This is a genomic window from Streptomyces sp. NPDC058000 (genome assembly GCF_042886435.1).
GTDB lineage: Bacteria > Actinomycetota > Actinomycetes > Streptomycetales > Streptomycetaceae > Streptomyces.
The window spans coordinates 179,334-199,195 of the sequence record NZ_JBHVQS010000011.1; the positions used below are offsets into that span (position 1 = coordinate 179,334).

Genomic DNA, 19,862 nt, shown 5'->3' on the forward strand with positions numbered 1-19,862 from the left:
TATGGACCTATATGGACCTATATGGACCTATCTGGATCCATCGCGGTCAATTGGTGCGGATCGGGATCGATTCGGGCCCCGGGCCGCGCTGGCGGCCGGGGCCCGGGATCCCGCTTCCCTCACCTCACGGCGTGGGCGTGGCCGTGGGTGCGGGGCTGGCCGGGGCGGCGGCCGCCACCTGACGCGCCTCCTTGGCCACCAGGGCGGCCAGCTTGCTCGGCGTCAGCTGCTTCGCCGGGTCCGCGAGGGTCTGTCCGTTGATCTGGACGACGGGGACCGGCCCCAGGCCCGAGGCGGCGTAGTCCTCCTGCGACTTCTTCACCCACCCCTGGCGCTGGTTGCGGTCCAGGCACAGGTCGAACGTGTCGTGCTGGATCTTCCCGGCCTTCTTCGCGATCGCCTTGAGGAGCTTGGGGTCCTTGAGGCCGTCGGTCTGCGGAGCCGGCTGGCGCTTCCAGAGCTCGTCCATGAACTCGGGGAAGCGGCCCTGGTCCTGGGCGCAGGCGGCCGCGGCGGCGGCTTCCTTCGCACCGGTCCCCCCGTACGTCTGATCGCTCTGGGTGACCAGGCGGTACTCGATCTGGGCCTGGCCGGACGCGAGGAGCTGCGAGAACGTGGCGGCGTACTGCTGGGCGAAGTCGCGGGACCGGGGACTCCGCGGGTCCTCGTACACCGTCAGCGTGACCGGCACGGTCGGCTTGACCGGCAGGGCCAGTTTCGTGGCGTCCGAGGTGCCCACGGCGCCGGAGGGCGCCTCGAACGCGGTCGCCTCACTGGCCCGCGAGAACTGGCCGACCATGACGGCTGCCCCGCAGACCACGGCGAGGCCGACGGCGGTCACTGCGTAGGTGCGCCACTTGCCGCCGGAGGTCTTTCTCGTCTCGTCGCCGTTGTTCGTCTTCCCTGCGGAGGCCACCATGCGCACCCTTTCACCAGGCAGTTCGATGTGCTTGCCGACGGCGCCGGTCATCGAACCGCGCCGTCCTCAGCCGCTACCGCGGGGAGCGGGCACAGCTGCGGCACGCACAGTGTGGCAGCATCCGCCGGCTGCCCCGGGCGCGGGGCCCGCACGCCGCTCCAGTCGGGACGGCCGGAGGTGCCGCACCCCGGTCAGGAAGCTCGGACGGTGAGCGGACCGGTGTGCGTGAGTCTGTGCAGGGCGAGCAGGCCGCCGATGCCGGGGAGACACGCGAGGATAACCGACCGGCCGGTGCGTTGCGGATCGCGGGCGACCGCTCCGATGGTGAAGAGGTACGCGCAGCCGTGGAGGGGGCCGGCGAGCGAGGCGACGGCCGGCAGGTGGACCGTCGCGAGGTTGGTCAGCAGAACGATCAGCGAGACCAGCTCGACGGTGGCGGCGCTGCGCAGTGGGCGGCGGGGGTGCGGATCGGGCACGTCAGGCTCCTGTGGACGAACCGGGGCGGACGATCATGAGGATGGTCACGGCCGCCCAGAGGAGGTTGAACAGGCCGGTGAACATGGCCAGTTGAGGGATTCCGGCACGGTCCGGGGCGGCCGGTGCGTCCTCGTCGAGGGCGGCCAGCAGCGCGTCCTGCCGCGGCAGTACGAGGACGGCCAGGACGCCGGCGGCGGCCGCGGTCAGCGCGATGGAGGTGAGCAGCCAGCCGTCGCCGAGGACTCCCATGGCGGAGGCGGTGGCGAAGCCGAGGACCGGCACGGCCAGGCCGACCCCGGCGTACACCCGGCAGATGCGGTGCAGCAGCCGTACGGTGCCCACCGCCTCCGGCCGGTCGGCCGCCCCGTTGCCCCGCGCCCCGGCACGGCGGACGGCGGGCGGGAACATGCTGGCGGCCACGGTGACCGGGCCGACCGCGATGATGGCGGCCAGCACGTGCAGCGAGAGCAGGATCTTCGTCATCGGGCGGCCGCCGTCACAGGGCGAGGGCGGGAACGGCACCGGTGGCCGACCACACGACCCCGCGGCGCTCGTACACCAGGACCCGTTCGACGGCGTACGCCACCCGGGGGCCGATCTCCCGCTCGACGAGGTGCAGCGCGAGGTCCAGGCCCGAGGTGACCCCGCCGCTGGTGAGCAGGTCACCGTCGTCGACGACCCGGGCGTCGACGTGCTGGGCGCCGGTGCCGTCCAGGAGCTTCCGGCCGAGGGGGTGGGTGGTGACCGGGCGTCCCTGGGCGAGTCCGGCCATCGCCACGATCAGGGATCCGCCGCAGACCGTCGCCACCAGCGTCTCGGGCCGGGCCAGCGCGGCACCGACCAGACGCGGCAGAGCGGTGTCGAGGGCACGGCGCAGGATCGCCGGGATCGTCCTCGCCCGCTCCGCCTCGGTCAGCTCCGCCGGATCGCGCAGATCGCCCACCGCGCCGGGCAGGACGACGAGGTCGGCGCGCTCCGGGTCCAGCGCCGCGGTGGCCCGCAAGGACACGTCCGCCAGCCCGCTGGGGACCTCCCGCGGCCCCTCGGCACTGACCAGTTCGGTACGGACGGCGCCGGCGGTGAGTTCACCGGCGCAGTGCAGTACCTCGTAGGGCGCGACGACGTCCAACGGATCGAACCCGTCGAACAGAACGAACTGGGCGAGCATGGCGGTGCCTCTTCTCCGGTCGTGATCACCAGTGCCCGACCCACGCTAGGAAGATCGACCGAGCCCGCACAGCGGCTGGAATGACAACTGTCAACGGATTCCCGCCAGCGCTCCCACATGGGCATCCAGCAGCACGGGAGCCGTCCACCTCGCACTCTGGTGGCTGGCGGGAACCCGTCTATCGTGTGGCCATGCACACGGTGGCCATCCTCGCCCTCGACCACGTGGTGCCGTTCGATCTGGCGGCCCCCCTGGAGATCTTCGGCCGCACCCGGCTGCCCGACGGGCGCCGTCCCTACCGGACGCGGATCTGCGCCCCCACCCCACAGGTGCGGACCGACGGCTTCGCCCTGCACGTCGAACGGGGACTGGAAACACTGGCAGAGGCCGACACCGTCATCGTGCCCGGCTGCGCGGAGCGGGCCCCCGCACCGCCCCCGGAGGCACTGCGCGCACTCCGCGCCGCGGCGGCCGCCGGGACCCGGATCGCCTCGGTCTGCGTCGGCGCCTTCGTCCTGGCCGAAGCAGGGCTGCTGGACGGTCTGCGCGCCACCACCCACTGGGTGGCGGCGGCCGAACTCGCCCGCCGCTACCCGCGCATCGACGTCCAGCCCGACGTGCTCTACGTAGACAACGGCCAGATCCTCACCTCGGCCGGCGCCGCGGCGAGCATGGACCTGTGTCTGCACATGATCCGCCGCGACCTCGGCTCGGCGGTCGCCGCGGACGCGGCACGGATGTCCGTCATGCCACTGGAACGGGAGGGCGGCCAGGCGCAGTTCATCGTCCACGAACATCCGCCGGTGCCGCAGGGCTCCACGCTCCAGCCCGTACTGGACTGGATCGAGGACAACCTCGCCCACGAAATCACCCTCAAGGACATGGCGCACCGCGCCGGCATGAGCGAGCGGACCTTCAGCCGGCGCTTCCGCGAACAGACCGGTACCACCCCGGTGCAGTGGGTGCTCCGGGCCCGGGTCCGCCGGGCCCAGTACCTCCTGGAGAACACCGACCACCCGGTCGAACGCATCGCCCACCAGGCCGGCTTCGGCTCGCCGACCGCCTTCCGCGAACGGTTCCGCCGGGTGGTCGGCACCACCCCGCATGCCTACCGCACCGCCTTCCAGGGCCGGTCCGCCGCACGTCAGGGCCGGGGCGGCGACCAGACGTAGGGCGTGGTGGTGGTGACGGCGCGGAAGCCCAGCCGCCGCAGGACGGGGGCGCTGTCCGCGGAGGCGTCGACCTGGAGGAACCGCACGCCGCGGGCCGCGGCGAGTTGGGCGCGGGCGGCGACCAGCGCACGGTAGATGCCCCGGCCGCGCCAGGCGGGGACCGTCGAGCCACCCCACAGACCGGCGAACTCGGTGCCCTCGCGGAACACCAACCACGCCGCGCAGACCACCTCGTCGCCGGCCTCGGCCACCATGACGGCGATCCCGTCCGGGTCCGCCGCGACCCGGCTGACCAGGTCCTCGCCGAGCCAGCTCCAGTCCTGCCCCCAGACCGCCGACTCCATGGCGGCGATGCGGTGCATGTCGGCGTCCGCGGTCACCTGCCGCAGGACGACGCCGTCCGGCAGGACCGGAGCCGCGGCCCGCTCGTCCGCCCGGCCGATGAGCACCGTCTCCGGCTCCTCGGGGACGAAGCCCGCGGCACGCAGCCGGTCGGTGAGGTCCGCCGGCCGGTCGTGCCCGCGGGTCTTCCACTCCACCGCCTCGCCGCGGGCGGCGAAGTAGTCACGCTGGCGGGCGATCAGCCGGTCCAGTTCGGCACCGCGCACGCCGACGTCCGACGGGGTGCTCACGAAGCCGCGGAACTGGCCGACGACCCGCAGTACCGGACCGTCCTGTTCGTAGCGGACCCCGTGGGGAGGGGTCGGCGGTACGCCCCGCATCTGCTCGTCGTAGGCCGCGAGCAAGCCGTCGATGTCCGTCACGCCCACGACAGTACGGGCGGTGGCAACTGGTTTTCCGGGCCCGGTCGGTGGGGCGGGCCCGTTAGGCGCCGCGATTATCGTCGTCCACCACCCCTCGTCAGATCAGACTCGGAGAGGCACCACCATGACTTCGACCATGACCGTGGAGACCGTGACGGTGCGGGGCCGGCGACTGGCCTACGCGGATTCCGGGGGGCCGGGGTTGCCGGTGTTGGCGCTGCACGGGCACTTCGGCCGGGCCCGGGCGTTCGCCGGACTGGCCGCCGCCCTGGCACCGGAGTTCCGGGTGATCGCACTGGAGCAGCGCGGCCACGGGCTCAGCGCACACGACGACGACATGTCCCCGGACGCCTACGTGGCCGACGCCGCCGCCTTCGTGCGGGCGAGGGGGCTGGGGCCGCTGGTGCTGCTCGGCCATTCGATGGGCGGGGTCGTGGCCTTCCGGTTGGCCGCGCGCCATCCGGAACTGGCCCGGGCGCTGATCATCGAGGAGGCCGGCGCACTCAACCGTCGGCCCGAGGTGGCCCATCCGGTCCTGGACGTCCGGGACTGGCCGCGCCGCGCACCGACACTGGGCGAGCTGCGCCGCCAGGTGGAGGCCCGCGGGATCCCGGACGCGAGCTACTTCCTGGAGAGCGCCGTCGAACGCCCCGACGGCTGGGGATTCCTCTTCGACCACGAGGACATGGTGCGGTCACAGGAAGCACTGATCGGTGACTGGTGGCCCGACTGGCTGGCCACCAACTGTCCGACGCTGCTGCTGCACGGCCTGGACAGTTTCGTCCTGCCGACGTCGATGGCACGGGAGATGGCGGAGCGACGACCGGCCACCACCCTCCGGGAGTTCCCCGGGTGCGGCCACTGGCTGCACGACGACGATCCGGCCGGATTCGCCGCGGCCGTAAGGGAGTTCCTCACTGCGCTGTGAGGGGCGGTGGCGGTCGGTCCGCACGGTCGACCCCGGCGGTGCGGTGCGATGCACCGGCCGAGCGCTGACACACACGGGCTACGGGCCGACAGACACGGGCTATGAGCCGAAAGGTACGGGCTACGGGCCGAGCAGGCCGTCCAGGACGCGGCCGTACAACCACCGCGCCGACCGGGCCACCACCGGGCGGAAGACACTGGGAATCCCGCGCGGGCGCACCTCGCCGCGCCAGACGACGCGACAACCCCCGGCCCAGGGACCCACCTCGATCTCGGCCCAGCCGGACACGATCCGCCCCCGCTTCGCCAGCCGGCACCGGCCCGCCGCCACCGGGCCGGCGGCGTCCGGCGGTTCCCACCGCACGACGTGCATCACGTCGTCGAACCCGAGCGGGCCGAGGCCGGTACGGGCGACGAACGTGGTCCCCACCCGGGTGGGCGGTGGTGTCGTCACGGTGAGCGTGGTGAACGGCACGTACGCGGCGTGGGCTTCCCAGTCCGTCAGCCGTTGCCACGCGACGTCGGGGGAGAGGGGCGTTGTACGTTCGATCCGGAACTCGGCCACCGGCCCATGCTAAACAGCCGGCGCAGCGCCGGATCCCGCAACGCCGAGGGCACGGAGGACATCGTCCGAGAGACCCGTGCCCCGCTCCCGGAAGGAACCGACACCACCATGCGCACCATCACCACCGCCACCACCGCCAGCATCACGGAGGTGTCCCGGTGACCGCCGACGACACCGTACTGCTGCGGACCGAGGGCCGGGCCGCCTACCTCACCCTCAACCGCCCCCGGGTACTCAACGCCCTCACCCACGCCATGGTGCGCCGGATAGACCAGGCGCTCACCGCCTGGGAGTCCGACCCGGCCGTCGAGACCGTCGTGCTCACCGGCGCGGGGGAGCGCGGCCTGTGCGCGGGCGGCGACATCCGCGCCATCCACGACGACGTCCGCACCGGCGGCGGGTCCGCCTCGGCCGCCTTCTGGCGCGACGAGTACCGGCTCAACGCGCGGATCGCGCACTACCCCAAGCCGTACGTCGCCGTGATGGACGGCATCGTCATGGGCGGCGGGGTGGGGGTGTCCGGACACGGCAGCGTCCGCATCGTCACCGAACGGTCCCGGATCGCGATGCCCGAGACCGGTATCGGCTTCGTCCCGGACGTCGGTGGCACCCACCTCCTCGCCCAGGCACCCGGCGAACTCGGCACCCACCTGGCACTGACCGGCACTCAGGTCGGTGCCGGCGATGCCCTGTTGTGCGGCCTCGCCGACCGTTTCGTGCCCGCCGCGTCCCTGCCCCGGCTGCTCGCGGACCTCGCCCACGTCCCCGCGCACGAGGCTGTCGGCCGGTACGTCGAGCAGGCGCCGCTGGGCGAACTCGCCGCGCGGCGGTCGTGGATCGACACCTGCTACGCCGCCGACACCGTCGAGGAGATCCTCGAACGGCTGCCGGTCGACGACGAGCAGGCGGCCAAGGAAGCCGCGGAAACCCTGTTCACCAGGTCGCCGACCTCGCTCAAGGTCACCCTGGCCGCACTGCGCCGGGCCCGCCGACTGGGCTCCCTGGAACGCGTCCTGGACCAGGAGTACCGCGTCTCCTGCGCGGCCCTGTCCGCTCCCGACCTGGTCGAGGGCATCCGGGCCCAGGTGATCGACAAGAACCGCACCCCGCGGTGGTCCCCGGCCACCCTCGCCGAGGTGACAGACGCGGACGTCGCCCGCTTCTTCGCGCCGCTCGGCGACCGCGAACTCCGGCTCGCCACCGGCCCCGAGACCGGACCGGTGACCACCGGCGGCTGACCGGACGGGACCGCTGACGACGCCACCAACCGTCCGCCCCGGGCACCGCCCGGGGCACGAGGGCTACAGCGTGCGCGTCCTGAACGCACTGTTGGGGTCGGTCCGGCAATCCGCGAACGGCCCGCAGGGCAGAACCCGAACTCCTCGTCCAGCTTCCTGGCGGGCAGGAGGTGCTGCGACCGGCCGCGCGTCAGGCCGGCGCGTAACCACGACTGCGCACGAGCTCCCGGGCGAGACGGGTGAAGGCGCGCACCGCGGCGCTCCGGTAGGCGTCGGTGCGGCGGAGCAGGGTGACGGTCCGGGTGGGGAGGGCGGGAGAGAGGGGGAGGGGGGTCAGGTGGGGGTGGTCGTGCGTGATGGCGTCGGGGAGCACGGTCGCGAGTGACGTGCGCCGGACGATCTCGGTGAGCGCCTGGATGGAGTTGGCCTCCACCGCGATGCGCGGGCTGACCTGGTGCCGGGCGAAGTAGGCGTCGATGTGCGTACGGGTCGCGAAGTCGCCGCTGAGCAGGGCGAGTTGGCGGTCCGTGACCGCGGTCACCGGTAGTGACTCCGGCTGGCCGGCGCCGGGAGCGGGGGCGGCGGTCACCAGGCTCAGGGTCTCGGTGAACAGGGCGGCCGCCTCGATCCCGGCCAGGTGGGGGCCCGCGAACGCGATGCCGAGATCCAGCTCGTCGTCCAGCAGGGCCGTCTCGATGCGGTCCTGCGGCATCTCCCGGACCGCCAAGGTGACACCGGGGTGCCGCGCGTGGAGTTCGGCGGTGAGCGGACCGACGAGGTAGGCGGTGAACGTCGGGGTGAGTCCCAGGCGCAGATGGCCGCGGGAGAGGTCCTGCACGTCATGGACGGCCCGCTCGGCGGCGGCCAGGTCGCGCAGGGCGTGCCGGGCGTGCCGGGTGTACGCCTCGCCGGCGTCGGTGAGGCGCACCGTGCGGCCGGTGCGGTCCAGCAGCTGCACTCCCACGGTCCGCTCCAACTGCTTGATCTGTTGGGAGAGGGTCGGCTGGGAGATGTGCAGGTCCTCGGCGGCACGGGTGAAGCTGCCGTGCTCCGCCACGGCGAGCAGATAGCGCAGATGACGCAGTTCCAGGGCCATGTCACCAGTATAGAAGCACCCATAGATGTGATCTATAGGAGACATGGCCAGTAGCTCTTGGACTCTATAGCGCCAGGTCATGCATGGTGGATCTCGCCAGCCAATCCGGACCGGCCGGCACCGACCGAAGGGAGCGACCATGCCTGACCTCGCCGAGCGCGTCGCGCGTTTCCAACGCGACGTCCACCCGGCCAAGGCCGAACTGTTCGACCACCTGGCCAGCCACCACCAGCCGCACACGCTCTTCATCGGCTGCTCCGACGCCCGTGTCGTCCCGGAACTGATCACGTCGTGCGAGCCGGGCGAACTGTTCGTCGTCCGCACCGCCGGCAACCTCGTCCCCGCCTACGACCGCCGGTCCGGCGACGGGGTGACGGCCAGCATCGAGTACGCCGTCGCCGTACTCGGGGTCACGGACGTCGTGGTGTGCGGACACTCGGCGTGCGGGGCGATGACCGCCCTTGCGGAGGGCCATGACCTCTCCGGCACTCCCGCGACAGCCCACTGGTTGCACCACGCGGACGCCTCCCGGGCCCGCGCCACGGCCGCCGGGGACGCCGGGGGTGTCGCCGACCTGATACGGCAGAACGTCCGCGCGCAGCTGGCCAACCTGGTCACCCACCCCTCGGTCGCCCGCGCCCGCACCGAGAACGCGGTCCGCCTGCACGGCTGGGTCTACGACATCGCGACCGGCGCCGTGGAACGAACCGAAGCACCACGCGAGGCGCCCCCGGGCGACGCACCCCGCGCCGCCTGACCCTGATACCCCACCTTCTCTCCCCCCTCTCTTCCTCTCCTCCGAAAGGAAACCTCTCCCATGACGGACGCCACGACCCCCACCACGCCCCACGCCCAGCTTCACCCCGCCGCCCGCCAGGCCCTCGCAAATGCCGCGGTCGAGGCCAAGACGCGCAAGAACCTCACCTGGCAGCAGATCGCCGACGCCGCCGAACTGTCGGTCGCGTTCGTCACCGCCGCCGTCCTCGGCCAGCACGCCCTGCCGGCCCGGTCCGCCCAGGCCGTCGCCGAACTGCTGGGCCTCGACGAGGACGCGGTGATGCTGCTGCAGACCATCCCCACCCGCGGTTCGATCCCCGGTGGCATACCCACCGACCCGACCATCTACCGCTTCTACGAGATGCTCCAGGTCTACGGCACGACCCTCAAGGCCCTGGTCCACGAGCAGTTCGGTGACGGCATCATCTCCGCGATCAACTTCAAGCTGGACGTGAAGAAGGTCGCCGACCCCGAGGGCGGCGAACGCGCCGTCATCACCCTGGACGGCAAGTACCTCCCGACCAAGCCCTTCTGACCCCGGCCAGCGACCCACCCGCCCCCACCCGTAAGGAAGCCCCACCCCATGGACTTCGCCCAACGCACCGTCGACCTCGCCCGCCAGAACGTCATCGAGGGCGGCCGCCCCTTCGCCACCGTCATCGTCAAGGACGGCAAGATCCTGGCCGAAAGCCCCAACAAGGTCGCCCAGACCAACGACCCCACCGCGCACGCCGAAGTCCTCGCCATCCGCGAGGCGTGCACGAAGCTGGGCACCGAGCACCTGGTCGGCACCACCATCTACGTCCTCGCCCACCCCTGCCCGATGTGCCTGGGCGCGCTGTACTACTGCTCCCCGGACGAGGTCGTATTCCTCACCACACGCGACGCCTACGAGCCGCACTACGTGGACGACCGCAAGTACTTCGAACTCGCCACCTTCTACGACGAGTTCGCCAAGGACTGGGACCAGCGCCGGCTGCCGATGCGCTACGCACCGAGCGACGCGGCAGTGGACGTCTACCGCTTGTGGCAGGAGAACAACGGCGGCGAGCGCCAGGCAACCGCGGTGCCCGGCCAGTAGGGCCGTTCCGCCCCCCGGCTCCGCCCGCCCGGCGCCCGGCAGCAGGTGCGCTCCTCCGCGCACCGGAGCCGCCGGGCGTCGGGCCGTGCGCCGCAGCACTCCCCGCACAGGCCGACCGCACCGCACCGCACTGCTACGCGTCGAAGTCCGTGGACCGGATCAGCTTCTCCCACGTCGCGAACTCCGCACGGGAGTCGTCGAGATGGGCGGAGAGCGCATCGGCGGCGTCGTTGCCCAGCGGCAGCCGCAGCGGGGGGTGCTCGGCGTCGAGGGCGGTGAGGAGGGCGGCGGCGGCCCTGGCCGGATCGCCGGGCTGCTTGCCGTCACTCTCCGAGAGCGACGCCCGGACCGGGCCGACCGTCTCCTCGTAAGCAGGCAGGGCCGCGGACAGCTGGAGGGCGCCGGCGCCCGCGAACCCGGTCCGGAACGCACCCGGTTCGACGATCAGCACCTTGATCCCCAGCGGCGCCACCTCGGCCGCGAGGGCCTCCGACAGCCCCTCCAAGGCGAATTTCGACGCGCAGTAGGCGGAGACACCGGCGAACGCGAACCGGCCACCCATGCTTGTCATCTGCACGATCGCCCCCGACCGGCGGTGGCGCATGTGCGGCAGCACCGCCCGGGTCAGCGCAGCCGGCCCGAACAGGTGGAGGTCCATCACCTCGCGCAGCTCCTGGTCGGTGGTCTCCTCGACCGCCCCGACGATGCCCCGGCCGGCGTTGTTGACCAGCACGTCGATCCGGCCGTGCCGCTCGACGATCTCGTGTACCGCGGTCCCGACGGCGGCGACATCGCTGACGTCCAGGGGCTGCGCCTCCACCTGCCCCGGGTGCGCCGCGACGAGATCGTCCAGTGCCGAGGTGCGCCGGGCCGCGGCCACCACGAGGTCACCGGCGGCGACCGCGGCCTCCACGATCGCCCGCCCGAAACCGCTGCTCGCCCCGGTCACCAGCCATACCCTGCTCATCCCTGTGCTCCCTCGCTCGCCTGGGCTCTTGTGGAACAAGCCTGCCGCGCCGGCCCGTTATCCGTCCAAGAGTTGTGGTGATAGCCGATGGTTATCACCGCGCGCCGGCGGGACCGCACCAGCCGACACCGGGTGCCGCCGGGCTACGGGTGGGAAGGCGGCCGTGGCGGGGTGGGACGCGTTGGTCGGGGGCGGGAGCTTCAGTGGGCCGCGTGCAGGGCGTGCGCCGGTGCGGTGTGCCGGATCAGTTCGTCGACGACGTCCCGGGCGTCGCCCCGGCGCGCGAACGCGGCCCGCTGCCGTTGCGCACCACCCCCGCCACCCGCATGCGCCCCACCACCGTCGTCGCCCGCCCCACCGGCGAGCCGGGTCACGGCCGCGGTGACCGCGGCCAGTTCCCCGGCCTCCTCAAGGGCCGGCCGGGCGTACGCGAAGAGATCCCGCAGCAGATGACCGGCCGGGACGGGCCGGCCGCTGTGCAGGTCGAGGGCGTGGTCGGTACAGCCGTCGCGCGCCGCGCGCCAGTACGCCGCACGCAGCAGAGCCGGGCACAGGTCCGGGCCCGGGTCGCCACGCCGCACCCGCTCCAGGGCCTGGACGACCACGGCGCGGACCAGGACGGCGAGCACCGCCGTCTCCTCGACGCCCACGGGCACGTCCATGGCGCGGATCTCCACGGTGGGCAGGTGCGCGGACGGCCGGACGTCCCACAGCAGCGTGTGGTCGCCGACGACGGCGCCGGCGTCCTCCAGGGACGCGCACAGCTGCTTGTAGTGGTCGGCGGAGCGGAAGTACGGCGGCGGGCCGGCGACCGGCCACTGGCCTCCGGCGGCGGTGCGCCAGCTCGCGTACCCGGTGTCGCGGCCGTCCCGGAACGGGGAGTTCGCCGACAACGCGACCAGGACCGGCAACCACGGCCGCAGGTGGTTGCAGACGAGGACGGCGTGGTCGAGGTCGGGGACCTCGACGTGGGCGTGCAGGGCGCAGTGCGTGTGGGTCTCGTTGAGGGCCCGGTACGCGGCGAGTCCGGGACCGTACGCGGGGTCGTCGCGGAGCGGCGCCGGGCCGGCCGCGCTCAGCACGGGCGTCCCGGTGGCCGCCATGCGCAGCCCCTCCGCGGCGGCCGCCTCGGCCACCGCGGTCCGCATCCGGTCCAGGTGGCGGCGCAGATCGTCGAGGTCGGCGCAGGGCGGCGTCTTGGCCTCGATCTGGTACTCGGTCAGCTCGCCGGATACCTGGTCGGCCAGGGTCGCCACCGCGCGCCGCAGGACCCGGGATCCGGCCGGCACCACCTCACGGCTCTCGGGGTCGACGAGGAAGTACTCCTCCTCCACGCCCACGGTCGGGATCCGCTCGTCACTGCTCATTCCGGTGTCCTTCGTCGCCCGGTCCGGCCCCGACGCCACGGCCCGCGGGGCGCGTCCGGCCGGGCCGGCCAGGTCTGCCGGGAGGACCGGGCATCCGCGGGGCCGGACCGCCCCTGCCGCCGGAACCTCGTCGAGTTCCTGCGCCCCATCGTCGGGCCGCGGCGGAGGCCGTGCCACAGCGGTTCACCCGCCCGGGAGGCGTCGGGGTGCCCCGTCCGCCGCCGCCGTTCACACTGGTGGCGCAGTGTCCCGACCGTGCGAGCGAACCCGGAGACCCCGATGCCCCATCCGATATCCGTGTCCGACGACGGCCGTCCGGCGGTGACCGGCAAGGTCCCTGGCTATCTGCTCCGGGTCAGTGACCTGGACCCGGAGACCCTGGTCGAGCTACTGGACCTGGCGGCGGCGATGAAACAGGAACCGCTGGGCTGGGAGCGTGACCTGCGCGGCGGCGCCATCGGCTGCCTCTTCGAGAAGCCGTCCACCCGCACCCGCGTCTCGCTGGCCACCGCCGCGCACCGGCTGGGCATGACGGCCATCGTCCTGAACCGGGACGAGACGCAGCTCGGCCACGGCGAGACCGTCGCCGACACCGCCCGCGTCCTGTCGTCCTACCTCGACGCCGTCACGGTGCGCACCTTCGACCACGCCACGGTCGAGCAGATGGCCGAGGCCGCGACGATCCCGGTCGTCAACGCCCTGTCCAACACCCACCACCCGTGCCAGTCCCTGGCCGACCTCCTCGCGCTGCGGGAGCACTTCGGCAGCCTGGCCGGCCTGACCGCGGCCTTCCTCGGCGACGGCACGAGCAACACCTGCAACTCGTTCCTCGCGGCCTGTGCGGCGACCGGGATGCACCTCACCATCGCCAGTCCGCCCGACTACCCGACCGATCCGGACATCCTCGGCGAGGCCCGTGAAGTGATGGCCCAGACCGGTGGTTCGGTCGCGCTCACCACCGAGCCCATCGACGCCGTCCGCACCGCACAGGCCGTCTACGCCGAGGTGTGGGTGCCCATGGACAAGCCCCACGAACGCGATGAACGCGCCGCGCGCCTGGCCTCCTACCGGGTGGACGACGCCCTGCTGGCCCACGCCCCGCGCGAGGCGGTGGCCCTGCACTGCCTCCCCGCCGTCCGCGGCGAGGAGATCACCTCGGAGGTGCTCGACGGCCCCCGGTCCCTGGTCTGGAACCAAGCGGCCAACCGCCTCCCCACGGCCCAGGCGGTACTCCACACCCTCATCACCACCAACCGCCAGCGGATCGCCTGACCGTCGGGCCCGCAGCAGGGGAACGTCGCACGACGCGCGTCAAGCCGCCCGCCCTCCGCCACGGCTGCCATCTCGTAGCCGATGGCCAGGGGCGATGCGGCCCGGACCGTACGTCACGGGGCCCCGGCCGGCGGTGACACCGGCCGGAGCCCTCAGCGCGCCGCCTCGGACGTGCCGGAATCGGCCGCGTTGGAATCGGACGTGCCGGAGAGCGCGGCGTACTGTGCCACTCCGTTGCCGAGCGACCAGTCGATCGAGTCGTTCTCGGTCAGGAGGACGAACACGTTCCGCGGTTCGGTCCCCGCGTACTCCTGGGCCAGTTCGGCGATCCGCCGGTAGAGCGCCTGCTTCTGCTCGGGCGTGCGTCCGGCACGCAGGGTGATCGCGACGTACACGATGTCGTCGTCGCGCTGCACGCCGAAGTAATTGCCGTGGCGCAGCGTGCTGTTGACGCCGTCGTGGCTGACCAGGACCTGGAACCGGTCCTCCGGCGGGATGCCGATCGTCTCGATCAGGGCGTCGTGCACGGCTCGGCTGAGCGCGTCGAGCCGCTCGCCGTCGGCTCGCAGTGCGTCGATGCGAACGAAGGGCATGCCGGGGTCTCCTCGCGGGTCGGAGTCGAGGTCGGTGTCGGGGCCGGGTCCGGGGTCGGGGCCGCGGTGGCATCGGTGTCGGACGGACGGCGGATGCTTCGACCATGATCGTACATACTAGTAGGTACAATCGTGAAGCGTTGAGGGAGTCGGAGTCAACGCTCCGGCGCGAGAGTGAACGGGGCGAGGTACCGGCCCTCCCAGATGAGGCGGGAGGACCGCTCCGGGTAGGGCACGGTCGCCGATGTGGCGTCCAGGACGCGGGTGAGCCGCTGGTCGGGGCGGTAGGCGGCCCATCCGGGATCGCCGGTGGTGGCGAAACGGACCCATGCCCGCTGGAGTTCCCGCGACACCGCGACGGCCTCCGGGGCGGGCGGATCGCCGAGGAGTTGACTGCCGGTGGGGCTGTCCAGCGTGCCGAACGCCAACGGGACATCGAGACTGTGGCAGGCGCCCAGGGCCCCACCGAGCCCCGGGGCGGCCAGTGCCAGCTCGAACAGGAACGAGGTGCCGCCGGCTGTGGCGTTCGCCTCGGCCAGGTGCAGTGACGGCATCCGGAACAGGGCGTCGGAGTACACCGTTTCCCACAGTTCCGCGGCGGTGGCCCGCGGGTGGGCGGCGCGGTAGGCCGCCGCGCCGCCCGGAGCCGGAGCGAACAGGTCCAGGGCGGTTCGGGAGTCCTGCTCCGTGAGTTGGCCCAGCCGCCCGCTCAGGACGCTGAACAGCCGGAATTCCTCGCGGGTGTGGCCGACGAGCAGTTCGATCCCGTCGGCGCGGCCGTCGGCCAGCGCGGTCCAGGGTGTGGTGGCGAGGACCTGGCCGTCCACGACCGGGTACATGGCGACACCCATCTGGGAGAACCGTCCCCATCTGTCGCGGTAGCCGGGAAGCTCGGTGCCGAGGGCGGTGACCGCCTCGGCCAGGCGGGCGGGAGGGACGTCGGCGAGGGCCGCGGCGGTGGGTGTCGTGCCGAGCCGGTCCGCGAGCGCGCAGGTGAGCTGTTCCGCCAGGGCGCGGGTGCAGTAGGTGCCTGGTACGGAGTGGGCGATGGCGCGTCGGAACAGGCCGCGCACCGGCTTCATCGTCAGCAGTGCGGCGATCGACCCGGCCCCGGCGGACTGTCCGGCGACGGTGACGTGATCGGGGTTGCCGCCGAAAGCGGCGATGTTCCGCCGCACCCAGTGCAATGCCGCGATCTGGTCGAGGAACCCACGGTTGGGCGGGGCGCCGTCGATGAGCGCGAAACCCTCCGCGCCCACCCGGTAGTTGATGCTGACCACGACGAGGCCCGCCGCGGCGAGTGCCGCCGGGTCGTACATCGGGTCACTGGCGGCGCCCGCGATGTAGGCGCCCCCGTGGATCCACACCAGTACCGGGAGGCCCGCCGCGCCCGGATCCGGCGTACAGACGTTGAGCGTCAGCCAATTCGGGTCCGCCGTCGTGCTGTTCCGGGCCGGCCCGGACTGTGGTGCCGCGGGGCCGAACGTCGTCGCCTGGCGGGCTCCGGTCCAGCGCGGAGGGCGGGCGGGTGCGGCGAAGCGGAGCGTTCCCACGGGTGGTGGTGCGTAGGGAAGGCCGCGGAACTCCGCATTCCGCTGCCGCCAGCGTCCCAACACCACGCCTTCCGTGGTGCGGACCCTTGGTTGTTCAGGCATGCCGTGTCCTTCCTGTGGGGGCCTGCCTAGCGTTATCGGTCAGCTGTATTATGTCAACCGTATGGGAAAAGGGGGTGTGTTGTCGGCCCGTCGGTCCATCGGCCCGTTGACCCGGCAGCGGCACACCGCACTCAGCCGCGCCCTCGCCCGCCACGTCGGCCGCCATGTGCATCCGGACGTCGGGCAGTTCGGCGATGGGCGCCGTCCTCAAGGCCCTTCGCGATGCATAGGGTGACCCCCTGTGAACCACGTACAGGACCTTGTTGACGACGAACTCGGGAACATCGTCTGGGAAAAGACGGCGCGGCCCACGGCCCCGGGCGAGGCCGGATACCTGCGGGAGCTGGGGTCGCTGCTGACCGATCGGCACGCCGACGCGGTGGAGCGCGTCCGGGCGTACGAGCGCAGCCCGGCCCACGTCCTCCGTACCCTCGCGCTCAGTCCCGGCCGGGACAACGTGGCGCAGCTGCTCCACCTCCTCGACGAACAGCGCACCTCCACCGCGCACGCCGGCCTCCGGATGCCCGCCGTCGCCTCGCTCCTGGCCGAGGGTCAGCGGGTCGCGGACCTCGCCGCGGAGGTCTTCGACGGGCGCGGCCCCACCGACCGTTTCGAGATCGCGCAGCGTCCCCTCGATGCCGTCTGGCGCCTGCTCTTCGCCACCGCGTCGATGGGCGGCATGTACAGCGACGGCGCGCACGGCGCCTACGGCCGGCTCGCGGCATGGCGGTCATTGGCCGGTCTGGCGGGAGCGCCGCGGGGCAGCAGCGCGGCGGACGTCGAACGACGCGCCCTGGACGGCACGTGGTTCCAGTTCCTGGCCGATGCCGAGTGGTTCCACAACGAGATCTACGACTACGGCATCGCCTGCCTCTCCCCGGACCGACGCCGACTCGCGGTGCTCACCGCGACCGACACCGACTGACGCCCGCGGCGGGGGCGCACGGCGCGCCTCCCGAGGGCGAGGCGGCCGACTGTAGGGTTCGCGGATTCGTGAGCATTGGATCCTGCGGGAACGTCGGGGTGCACCCGACGCGACAGATGTGTCGCAGGCGTGGGGCCCACTTGGATGTACCGGGGTAAGCGATCACTCTGCTGATCTGGGGTTTTTGCGCTGGTTGGCATTGAAGCGCGCTTTCTTCTGACGATTCCCGCACGTGTTCATGTCACACCATTTGCGGGTGCGACTTTGGCTGGTGTCGAAGAAGGCGGCTTGGCAGGTTGGTGATGCGCACAAGGCCAATTTTCCGTCTCGTTCGCCTGCGATGATGCTGATCGCATCGGCGGCGATCACGCTGAGGGCATCTTCCACGCAGGAAGCCGAGCTGAGCCGCCATTGCCGCTTGCCCTCGGGCGTCAGGATCGCCGCGGCCCGACCCTGAGTGCTGAAGTCATTGATGACTTGGACAGCAGATGCAGGGAGGGCGTTCTGGCTCGCGGCCGCTGTCGCGGCGGCGTGAATCGACTCCCTCAGTTCCCGAGCGAGGTCGAGCTGGGCAGTGGTGCAGGAGTCCACGGCGAGGCCGTTCACTGCCAGCCAGTCGACGAGTCGCTGCGGCGTGGGAATGCGCTCCACAGGGTCACCATGACGCTCCGACAGAGTCCCCGTGAAGCTGGTCGCCAGCACGGTACCGAGGCGGAAGTCAGGGAATTCAGCACGCATGGAACCACCTTAGGGGGTTGCAGCGTGGCTCGGGGAACTGCTAGAACCGCCTTAGCCGGTTCCACGATGGCCAGGAGGTCTCATGCCCCGTCCAACCAGCGACGTGCAAGCATTTGAAGCCCACGCAACTGACGCTGACCTCGACGATCTGCGCGCGCGACTGGCCGCGGCGCGACTACCGGAGGCCGAGACGGTCCATCGCGCCGCGCCCGACCCTCGCCGATGGGAACAGGGCGTTCCTCTCGCCGACCTCGTCGATGTCGTGAACTACTGGCGCACCGGGTACAACTGGCGGTCGTTCGAAGAGCGCCTCAACCGGATCGGCCAGTTCCGCACGACCATTGACGATCTGGGAATCCACTTCCTGCACCGCCGATCCGCGCGAGCGGATGCCACTCCTCTGATCTTGACGCACGGCTGGCCAGGCAGCATTGCTGAGTTCATCGATGTAGTAGACGAGTTGGCAGATCCGACAGATGCGGACGCGCCGGCGTTCCACGTCGTGGTCCCGTCGCTACCGGGCTTTGGTTACAGCGACAAGCCGGCCACCACCGGGTGGGGAACCGAAAAGATCGCGGCCGCATGGGTGGAACTGATGGGAAGGCTCGGCTACAGCAAGTTCGTAGCCCACGGCGGCGACTGGGGAGGAAATATCACCACGGTTCTCGGTGGCAGGTTCCCGGCGCACGTTCTCGGCATCCACACAACGTTCGCGGAGGGGCCGCCCGGTTTGACGACGGACGGGCTGACGGCGGTCGAGCGCAAGTGGACCGAGGAAACCCGCGATTTCTGGCGCCACCGAGCGGCGTACGCGAAGCAGCAGGCGACCCGACCGCAGACCATCGGCTACTCGCTCGTCGACTCACCGGTCGGGCTTCTTGCCTGGATCCTTGACAAGTTCGCCGAGTGGACAGATACCGAAGACAGCCCGTTCGAGACGATTTCCAGAGACCGCATTCTTGACGACGTCACCCTGTATTGGCTGACGCGGACCGGCGCATCGTCGGCCCGTATTTACTACGAAAGCCACAACTCGCTGGACCCCGAACTTCGGGTCGACGTCCCGTCGGCAATCAGTATCTATCCCCGCGACATCGAGAAGTGTCCGCGTCCCTGGGCACAGCAGCGGTACCGACAGATCGTCCGATGGAGGTCGCCCGAAACCGGGGGACATTTCCCGTCGCTGGAGGTTCCCGAGTATTTCGTCAAAGACCTGCAAGAGGGCCTCGCGGCAGTGCTGGCCGCTAATCGGTGAACGCGGCTCGGCGACCCGGCACTCGATCACCGCCTGATCCGGCTCAAGCCGTTGCCCGACGGCTTCCAGGCCGAGTTCATCGAGACGGCGGAACGTGGTCAGACAGGGCGCGGCGAAGATAGCGTGGAGTATGTCGAGGTCTTTCGGATGGGCAGTGTAGGAACTTCCATCCTGGAAGACCTCGACGCCTACCCGCCAACACCCTCAACTGCGAAGAGCCCCAGTGCCAGCCGTCATCGTGGCCCCACATGACAACGTCATGGCCAAGCCAGTCCTTCGTGCCCAGGCAGGATGCCTCCGTGCGCGAGTGCGCCGGCCAAGAGATCCACTGAAGCCGTCAGGGTGATCTGACGGCCACCTCGGAGCTCACTTCGATGACTTCCGCCGGTCATGGGGATCCCGCACCGAATTTGCTACCAGTCGCGGTCGGGTGCCCGTCCTCGTCCCAGGTGCGGATATCAGCAGGGTCCCCCATGCTGTCGAAATGCTGCTCTCTTGCCAACTGGCCATTGTGGTGCCATTTACGCCATACTCCGGCGGGTACGCCGTAATCTGATTGCCCCTCGGACATCGGTCGGCCATCCGCCCACCATTCCCGATCCGGGCCGTGCGGAATGCCTTCGACATAGAACATCTGCGAAAGCAGGTGGTCGCCGATCGCTTCGACCACCTCTCCAGTGAATGGCACACCTCGGTACTCAAGCCGCAGATCTGCGTCCGTCGCAATGTCGTCGTGATCGATTCTCAAGTCGATTCTGATCATGTCAACCCCGCTGATTCCGTAGTCGTTTTACGCCCTGGACCAGGCAGTCTTGCTCAACCCGGGCGATCTGGTGTGCTGTGCGGCTTGGCGTTCGGCGAGAAGCGCGTCGAGGAGTTGGGACATCATGTCGATCGCGTGATCCT

23 protein-coding genes are annotated in these 19,862 nt (G+C 71.3%); 10 read left to right on the forward strand and 13 right to left on the reverse strand.

Features of this window, described 5'->3' with window-relative positions; all coding sequences use genetic code 11:
* Positions 1-124 precede the first annotated feature (124 nt).
* The 4 genes from ACFVT2_RS14920 to ACFVT2_RS14935 all read right to left on the reverse strand — a co-directional run bounded on the left by ACFVT2_RS14920 (position 125) and on the right by ACFVT2_RS14935 (position 2,564).
* The gene (locus tag ACFVT2_RS14920; RefSeq protein WP_390016972.1) at positions 125-970 is read right to left on the reverse strand and encodes a DsbA family protein; all 846 of its coding nucleotides are present in this window, start codon (positions 968-970) and stop codon (positions 125-127) included.
* Between the two features lie 140 nt (positions 971-1,110).
* Positions 1,111-1,395 (reverse strand): DUF3817 domain-containing protein, encoded by a 285-nt coding sequence (locus ACFVT2_RS14925; RefSeq protein ID WP_390016975.1) that lies wholly within the window; start codon positions 1,393-1,395, stop codon positions 1,111-1,113.
* Between the two features lies 1 nt (position 1,396).
* Complete coding sequence (locus tag ACFVT2_RS14930; RefSeq protein ID WP_390016977.1) at positions 1,397-1,879, reverse strand: DUF2269 family protein; 483 nt, start codon at positions 1,877-1,879, stop codon at positions 1,397-1,399.
* Positions 1,880-1,892: 13 nt separating this feature from the next.
* On the reverse strand, positions 1,893-2,564 hold the full coding sequence (locus ACFVT2_RS14935; RefSeq protein ID WP_390016980.1) for a DJ-1/PfpI family protein: 672 nt from the start codon (positions 2,562-2,564) through the stop codon (positions 1,893-1,895).
* A 191-nt stretch (positions 2,565-2,755) separates the two neighbouring features.
* Here ACFVT2_RS14935 and ACFVT2_RS14940 point away from each other — a divergent pair, with 191 nt between their 5' ends.
* Positions 2,756-3,736 carry a GlxA family transcriptional regulator gene (locus tag ACFVT2_RS14940; RefSeq protein WP_390016983.1) on the forward strand — a complete coding sequence of 327 codons (981 nt, stop codon included), beginning with the start codon at positions 2,756-2,758 and terminating at the stop codon, positions 3,734-3,736.
* On the opposite strand, the gene ACFVT2_RS14945 is transcribed toward ACFVT2_RS14940, so the two are convergent.
* Entirely contained in the window at positions 3,709-4,500 is a 792-nt protein-coding gene (locus tag ACFVT2_RS14945; RefSeq protein ID WP_390016986.1) for a GNAT family N-acetyltransferase, read from the reverse strand. The genes ACFVT2_RS14940 and ACFVT2_RS14945 overlap by 28 nt on opposite strands.
* 124 nt (positions 4,501-4,624) lie before the next feature.
* Here ACFVT2_RS14945 and ACFVT2_RS14950 point away from each other — a divergent pair, with 124 nt between their 5' ends.
* Positions 4,625-5,428, forward strand: coding sequence for an alpha/beta fold hydrolase (locus tag ACFVT2_RS14950; protein ID WP_390016988.1), 804 nt, complete (start codon positions 4,625-4,627; stop codon positions 5,426-5,428).
* Positions 5,429-5,548: 120 nt separating this feature from the next.
* On the opposite strand, the gene ACFVT2_RS14955 is transcribed toward ACFVT2_RS14950, so the two are convergent.
* The gene (locus ACFVT2_RS14955) at positions 5,549-5,992 is read right to left on the reverse strand and encodes an SRPBCC family protein (protein WP_390016990.1); all 444 of its coding nucleotides are present in this window, start codon (positions 5,990-5,992) and stop codon (positions 5,549-5,551) included.
* Positions 5,993-5,998: 6 nt separating this feature from the next.
* Here ACFVT2_RS14955 and ACFVT2_RS14960 point away from each other — a divergent pair, with 6 nt between their 5' ends.
* On the forward strand, positions 5,999-6,154 hold the full coding sequence (locus tag ACFVT2_RS14960) for a hypothetical protein (RefSeq protein ID WP_390016992.1): 156 nt from the start codon (positions 5,999-6,001) through the stop codon (positions 6,152-6,154).
* On the forward strand, positions 6,151-7,230 hold the full coding sequence (locus tag ACFVT2_RS14965; RefSeq protein ID WP_390016995.1) for an enoyl-CoA hydratase/isomerase family protein: 1,080 nt from the start codon (positions 6,151-6,153) through the stop codon (positions 7,228-7,230). The genes ACFVT2_RS14960 and ACFVT2_RS14965 overlap by 4 nt, the downstream gene beginning before the upstream one ends.
* 190 nt (positions 7,231-7,420) lie before the next feature.
* Here ACFVT2_RS14965 and cynR read toward each other — a convergent pair whose 3' ends face one another.
* Positions 7,421-8,326, reverse strand: a complete 906-nt coding sequence (gene cynR, locus ACFVT2_RS14970; RefSeq protein WP_390016997.1) for a transcriptional regulator CynR — start codon at positions 8,324-8,326, stop codon at positions 7,421-7,423.
* Between the two features lie 139 nt (positions 8,327-8,465).
* On the opposite strand from cynR, the gene ACFVT2_RS14975 reads away from it, so the two are divergent.
* From ACFVT2_RS14975 to ACFVT2_RS14985, 3 genes are read left to right on the forward strand one after another with little or no spacing between them, the layout of a single operon-like run.
* Complete coding sequence (locus ACFVT2_RS14975; RefSeq protein ID WP_390017000.1) at positions 8,466-9,083, forward strand: carbonic anhydrase; 618 nt, start codon at positions 8,466-8,468, stop codon at positions 9,081-9,083.
* A gap of 60 nt (positions 9,084-9,143) precedes the next feature.
* Positions 9,144-9,638 (forward strand): cyanase, encoded by a 495-nt coding sequence (gene cynS / locus ACFVT2_RS14980; protein WP_390017002.1) that lies wholly within the window; start codon positions 9,144-9,146, stop codon positions 9,636-9,638.
* Between the two features lie 48 nt (positions 9,639-9,686).
* A complete protein-coding gene (locus ACFVT2_RS14985) occupies positions 9,687-10,184 on the forward strand; it encodes a nucleoside deaminase (RefSeq protein ID WP_390017005.1) in 498 nt (165 codons plus the stop codon).
* A gap of 133 nt (positions 10,185-10,317) precedes the next feature.
* Here ACFVT2_RS14985 and ACFVT2_RS14990 read toward each other — a convergent pair whose 3' ends face one another.
* A complete protein-coding gene (locus ACFVT2_RS14990; protein WP_390017008.1) occupies positions 10,318-11,151 on the reverse strand; it encodes an oxidoreductase in 834 nt (277 codons plus the stop codon).
* Positions 11,152-11,351: 200 nt separating this feature from the next.
* Complete coding sequence (locus tag ACFVT2_RS14995; RefSeq protein ID WP_390017010.1) at positions 11,352-12,518, reverse strand: glutamate--cysteine ligase; 1,167 nt, start codon at positions 12,516-12,518, stop codon at positions 11,352-11,354.
* A gap of 279 nt (positions 12,519-12,797) precedes the next feature.
* Here ACFVT2_RS14995 and argF point away from each other — a divergent pair, with 279 nt between their 5' ends.
* The gene (argF, locus tag ACFVT2_RS15000) at positions 12,798-13,790 is read left to right on the forward strand and encodes an ornithine carbamoyltransferase (protein WP_390017013.1); all 993 of its coding nucleotides are present in this window, start codon (positions 12,798-12,800) and stop codon (positions 13,788-13,790) included.
* 152 nt (positions 13,791-13,942) lie between these two features.
* Here the strand turns inward: argF and ACFVT2_RS15005 are convergent, their stop codons facing one another.
* Entirely contained in the window at positions 13,943-14,383 is a 441-nt protein-coding gene (locus tag ACFVT2_RS15005) for a tautomerase family protein (protein ID WP_390017016.1), read from the reverse strand.
* A gap of 155 nt (positions 14,384-14,538) precedes the next feature.
* The gene (locus ACFVT2_RS15010; RefSeq protein ID WP_390017019.1) at positions 14,539-16,038 is read right to left on the reverse strand and encodes a carboxylesterase/lipase family protein; all 1,500 of its coding nucleotides are present in this window, start codon (positions 16,036-16,038) and stop codon (positions 14,539-14,541) included.
* A gap of 241 nt (positions 16,039-16,279) precedes the next feature.
* On the opposite strand from ACFVT2_RS15010, the gene ACFVT2_RS15015 reads away from it, so the two are divergent.
* A complete protein-coding gene (locus ACFVT2_RS15015; RefSeq protein ID WP_390017021.1) occupies positions 16,280-16,963 on the forward strand; it encodes a DUF6183 family protein in 684 nt (227 codons plus the stop codon).
* Positions 16,964-17,125: 162 nt separating this feature from the next.
* On the opposite strand, the gene ACFVT2_RS15020 is transcribed toward ACFVT2_RS15015, so the two are convergent.
* Complete coding sequence (locus ACFVT2_RS15020) at positions 17,126-17,701, reverse strand: CGNR zinc finger domain-containing protein (protein ID WP_390017023.1); 576 nt, start codon at positions 17,699-17,701, stop codon at positions 17,126-17,128.
* A gap of 82 nt (positions 17,702-17,783) precedes the next feature.
* Here ACFVT2_RS15020 and ACFVT2_RS15025 point away from each other — a divergent pair, with 82 nt between their 5' ends.
* Entirely contained in the window at positions 17,784-18,956 is a 1,173-nt protein-coding gene (locus ACFVT2_RS15025) for an epoxide hydrolase family protein (protein ID WP_390017025.1), read from the forward strand.
* A 388-nt stretch (positions 18,957-19,344) separates the two neighbouring features.
* Here ACFVT2_RS15025 and ACFVT2_RS15030 read toward each other — a convergent pair whose 3' ends face one another.
* Entirely contained in the window at positions 19,345-19,719 is a 375-nt protein-coding gene (locus ACFVT2_RS15030) for a toxin-antitoxin system YwqK family antitoxin (protein ID WP_390017027.1), read from the reverse strand.
* Positions 19,720-19,862 lie beyond the last annotated feature (143 nt).

Excerpts from the sequence above, each read along its gene's own strand:
- ACFVT2_RS15010 (WP_390017019.1), bottom strand. The coding sequence starts at position 16,038 with ATGCCTGAACAACCAAGGGTCCGCACCACGGAAGGCGTGGTGTTGGGA.
- ACFVT2_RS15020 (WP_390017023.1), bottom strand. The coding sequence starts at position 17,701 with ATGCGTGCTGAATTCCCTGACTTCCGCCTCGGTACCGTGCTGGCGACC.
- ACFVT2_RS14990 (WP_390017008.1), bottom strand. The coding sequence starts at position 11,151 with ATGAGCAGGGTATGGCTGGTGACCGGGGCGAGCAGCGGTTTCGGGCGG.
- ACFVT2_RS14950 (WP_390016988.1), top strand. The coding sequence starts at position 4,625 with ATGACTTCGACCATGACCGTGGAGACCGTGACGGTGCGGGGCCGGCGA.
- ACFVT2_RS14995 (WP_390017010.1), bottom strand. The coding sequence starts at position 12,518 with ATGAGCAGTGACGAGCGGATCCCGACCGTGGGCGTGGAGGAGGAGTAC.
- ACFVT2_RS14935 (WP_390016980.1), bottom strand. The coding sequence starts at position 2,564 with ATGCTCGCCCAGTTCGTTCTGTTCGACGGGTTCGATCCGTTGGACGTC.
- argF (WP_390017013.1), top strand. The coding sequence starts at position 12,798 with ATGCCCCATCCGATATCCGTGTCCGACGACGGCCGTCCGGCGGTGACC.
- ACFVT2_RS15005 (WP_390017016.1), bottom strand. The coding sequence starts at position 14,383 with ATGCCCTTCGTTCGCATCGACGCACTGCGAGCCGACGGCGAGCGGCTC.
- cynR (WP_390016997.1), bottom strand. The coding sequence starts at position 8,326 with ATGGCCCTGGAACTGCGTCATCTGCGCTATCTGCTCGCCGTGGCGGAG.
- ACFVT2_RS15025 (WP_390017025.1), top strand. The coding sequence starts at position 17,784 with ATGCCCCGTCCAACCAGCGACGTGCAAGCATTTGAAGCCCACGCAACT.
- ACFVT2_RS14960 (WP_390016992.1), top strand. The coding sequence starts at position 5,999 with ATGCTAAACAGCCGGCGCAGCGCCGGATCCCGCAACGCCGAGGGCACG.
- ACFVT2_RS14985 (WP_390017005.1), top strand. The coding sequence starts at position 9,687 with ATGGACTTCGCCCAACGCACCGTCGACCTCGCCCGCCAGAACGTCATC.
- ACFVT2_RS14930 (WP_390016977.1), bottom strand. The coding sequence starts at position 1,879 with ATGACGAAGATCCTGCTCTCGCTGCACGTGCTGGCCGCCATCATCGCG.
- ACFVT2_RS14940 (WP_390016983.1), top strand. The coding sequence starts at position 2,756 with ATGCACACGGTGGCCATCCTCGCCCTCGACCACGTGGTGCCGTTCGAT.
- cynS (WP_390017002.1), top strand. The coding sequence starts at position 9,144 with ATGACGGACGCCACGACCCCCACCACGCCCCACGCCCAGCTTCACCCC.
- ACFVT2_RS14975 (WP_390017000.1), top strand. The coding sequence starts at position 8,466 with ATGCCTGACCTCGCCGAGCGCGTCGCGCGTTTCCAACGCGACGTCCAC.
- ACFVT2_RS15030 (WP_390017027.1), bottom strand. The coding sequence starts at position 19,719 with ATGATCAGAATCGACTTGAGAATCGATCACGACGACATTGCGACGGAC.
- ACFVT2_RS14920 (WP_390016972.1), bottom strand. The coding sequence starts at position 970 with ATGACCGGCGCCGTCGGCAAGCACATCGAACTGCCTGGTGAAAGGGTG.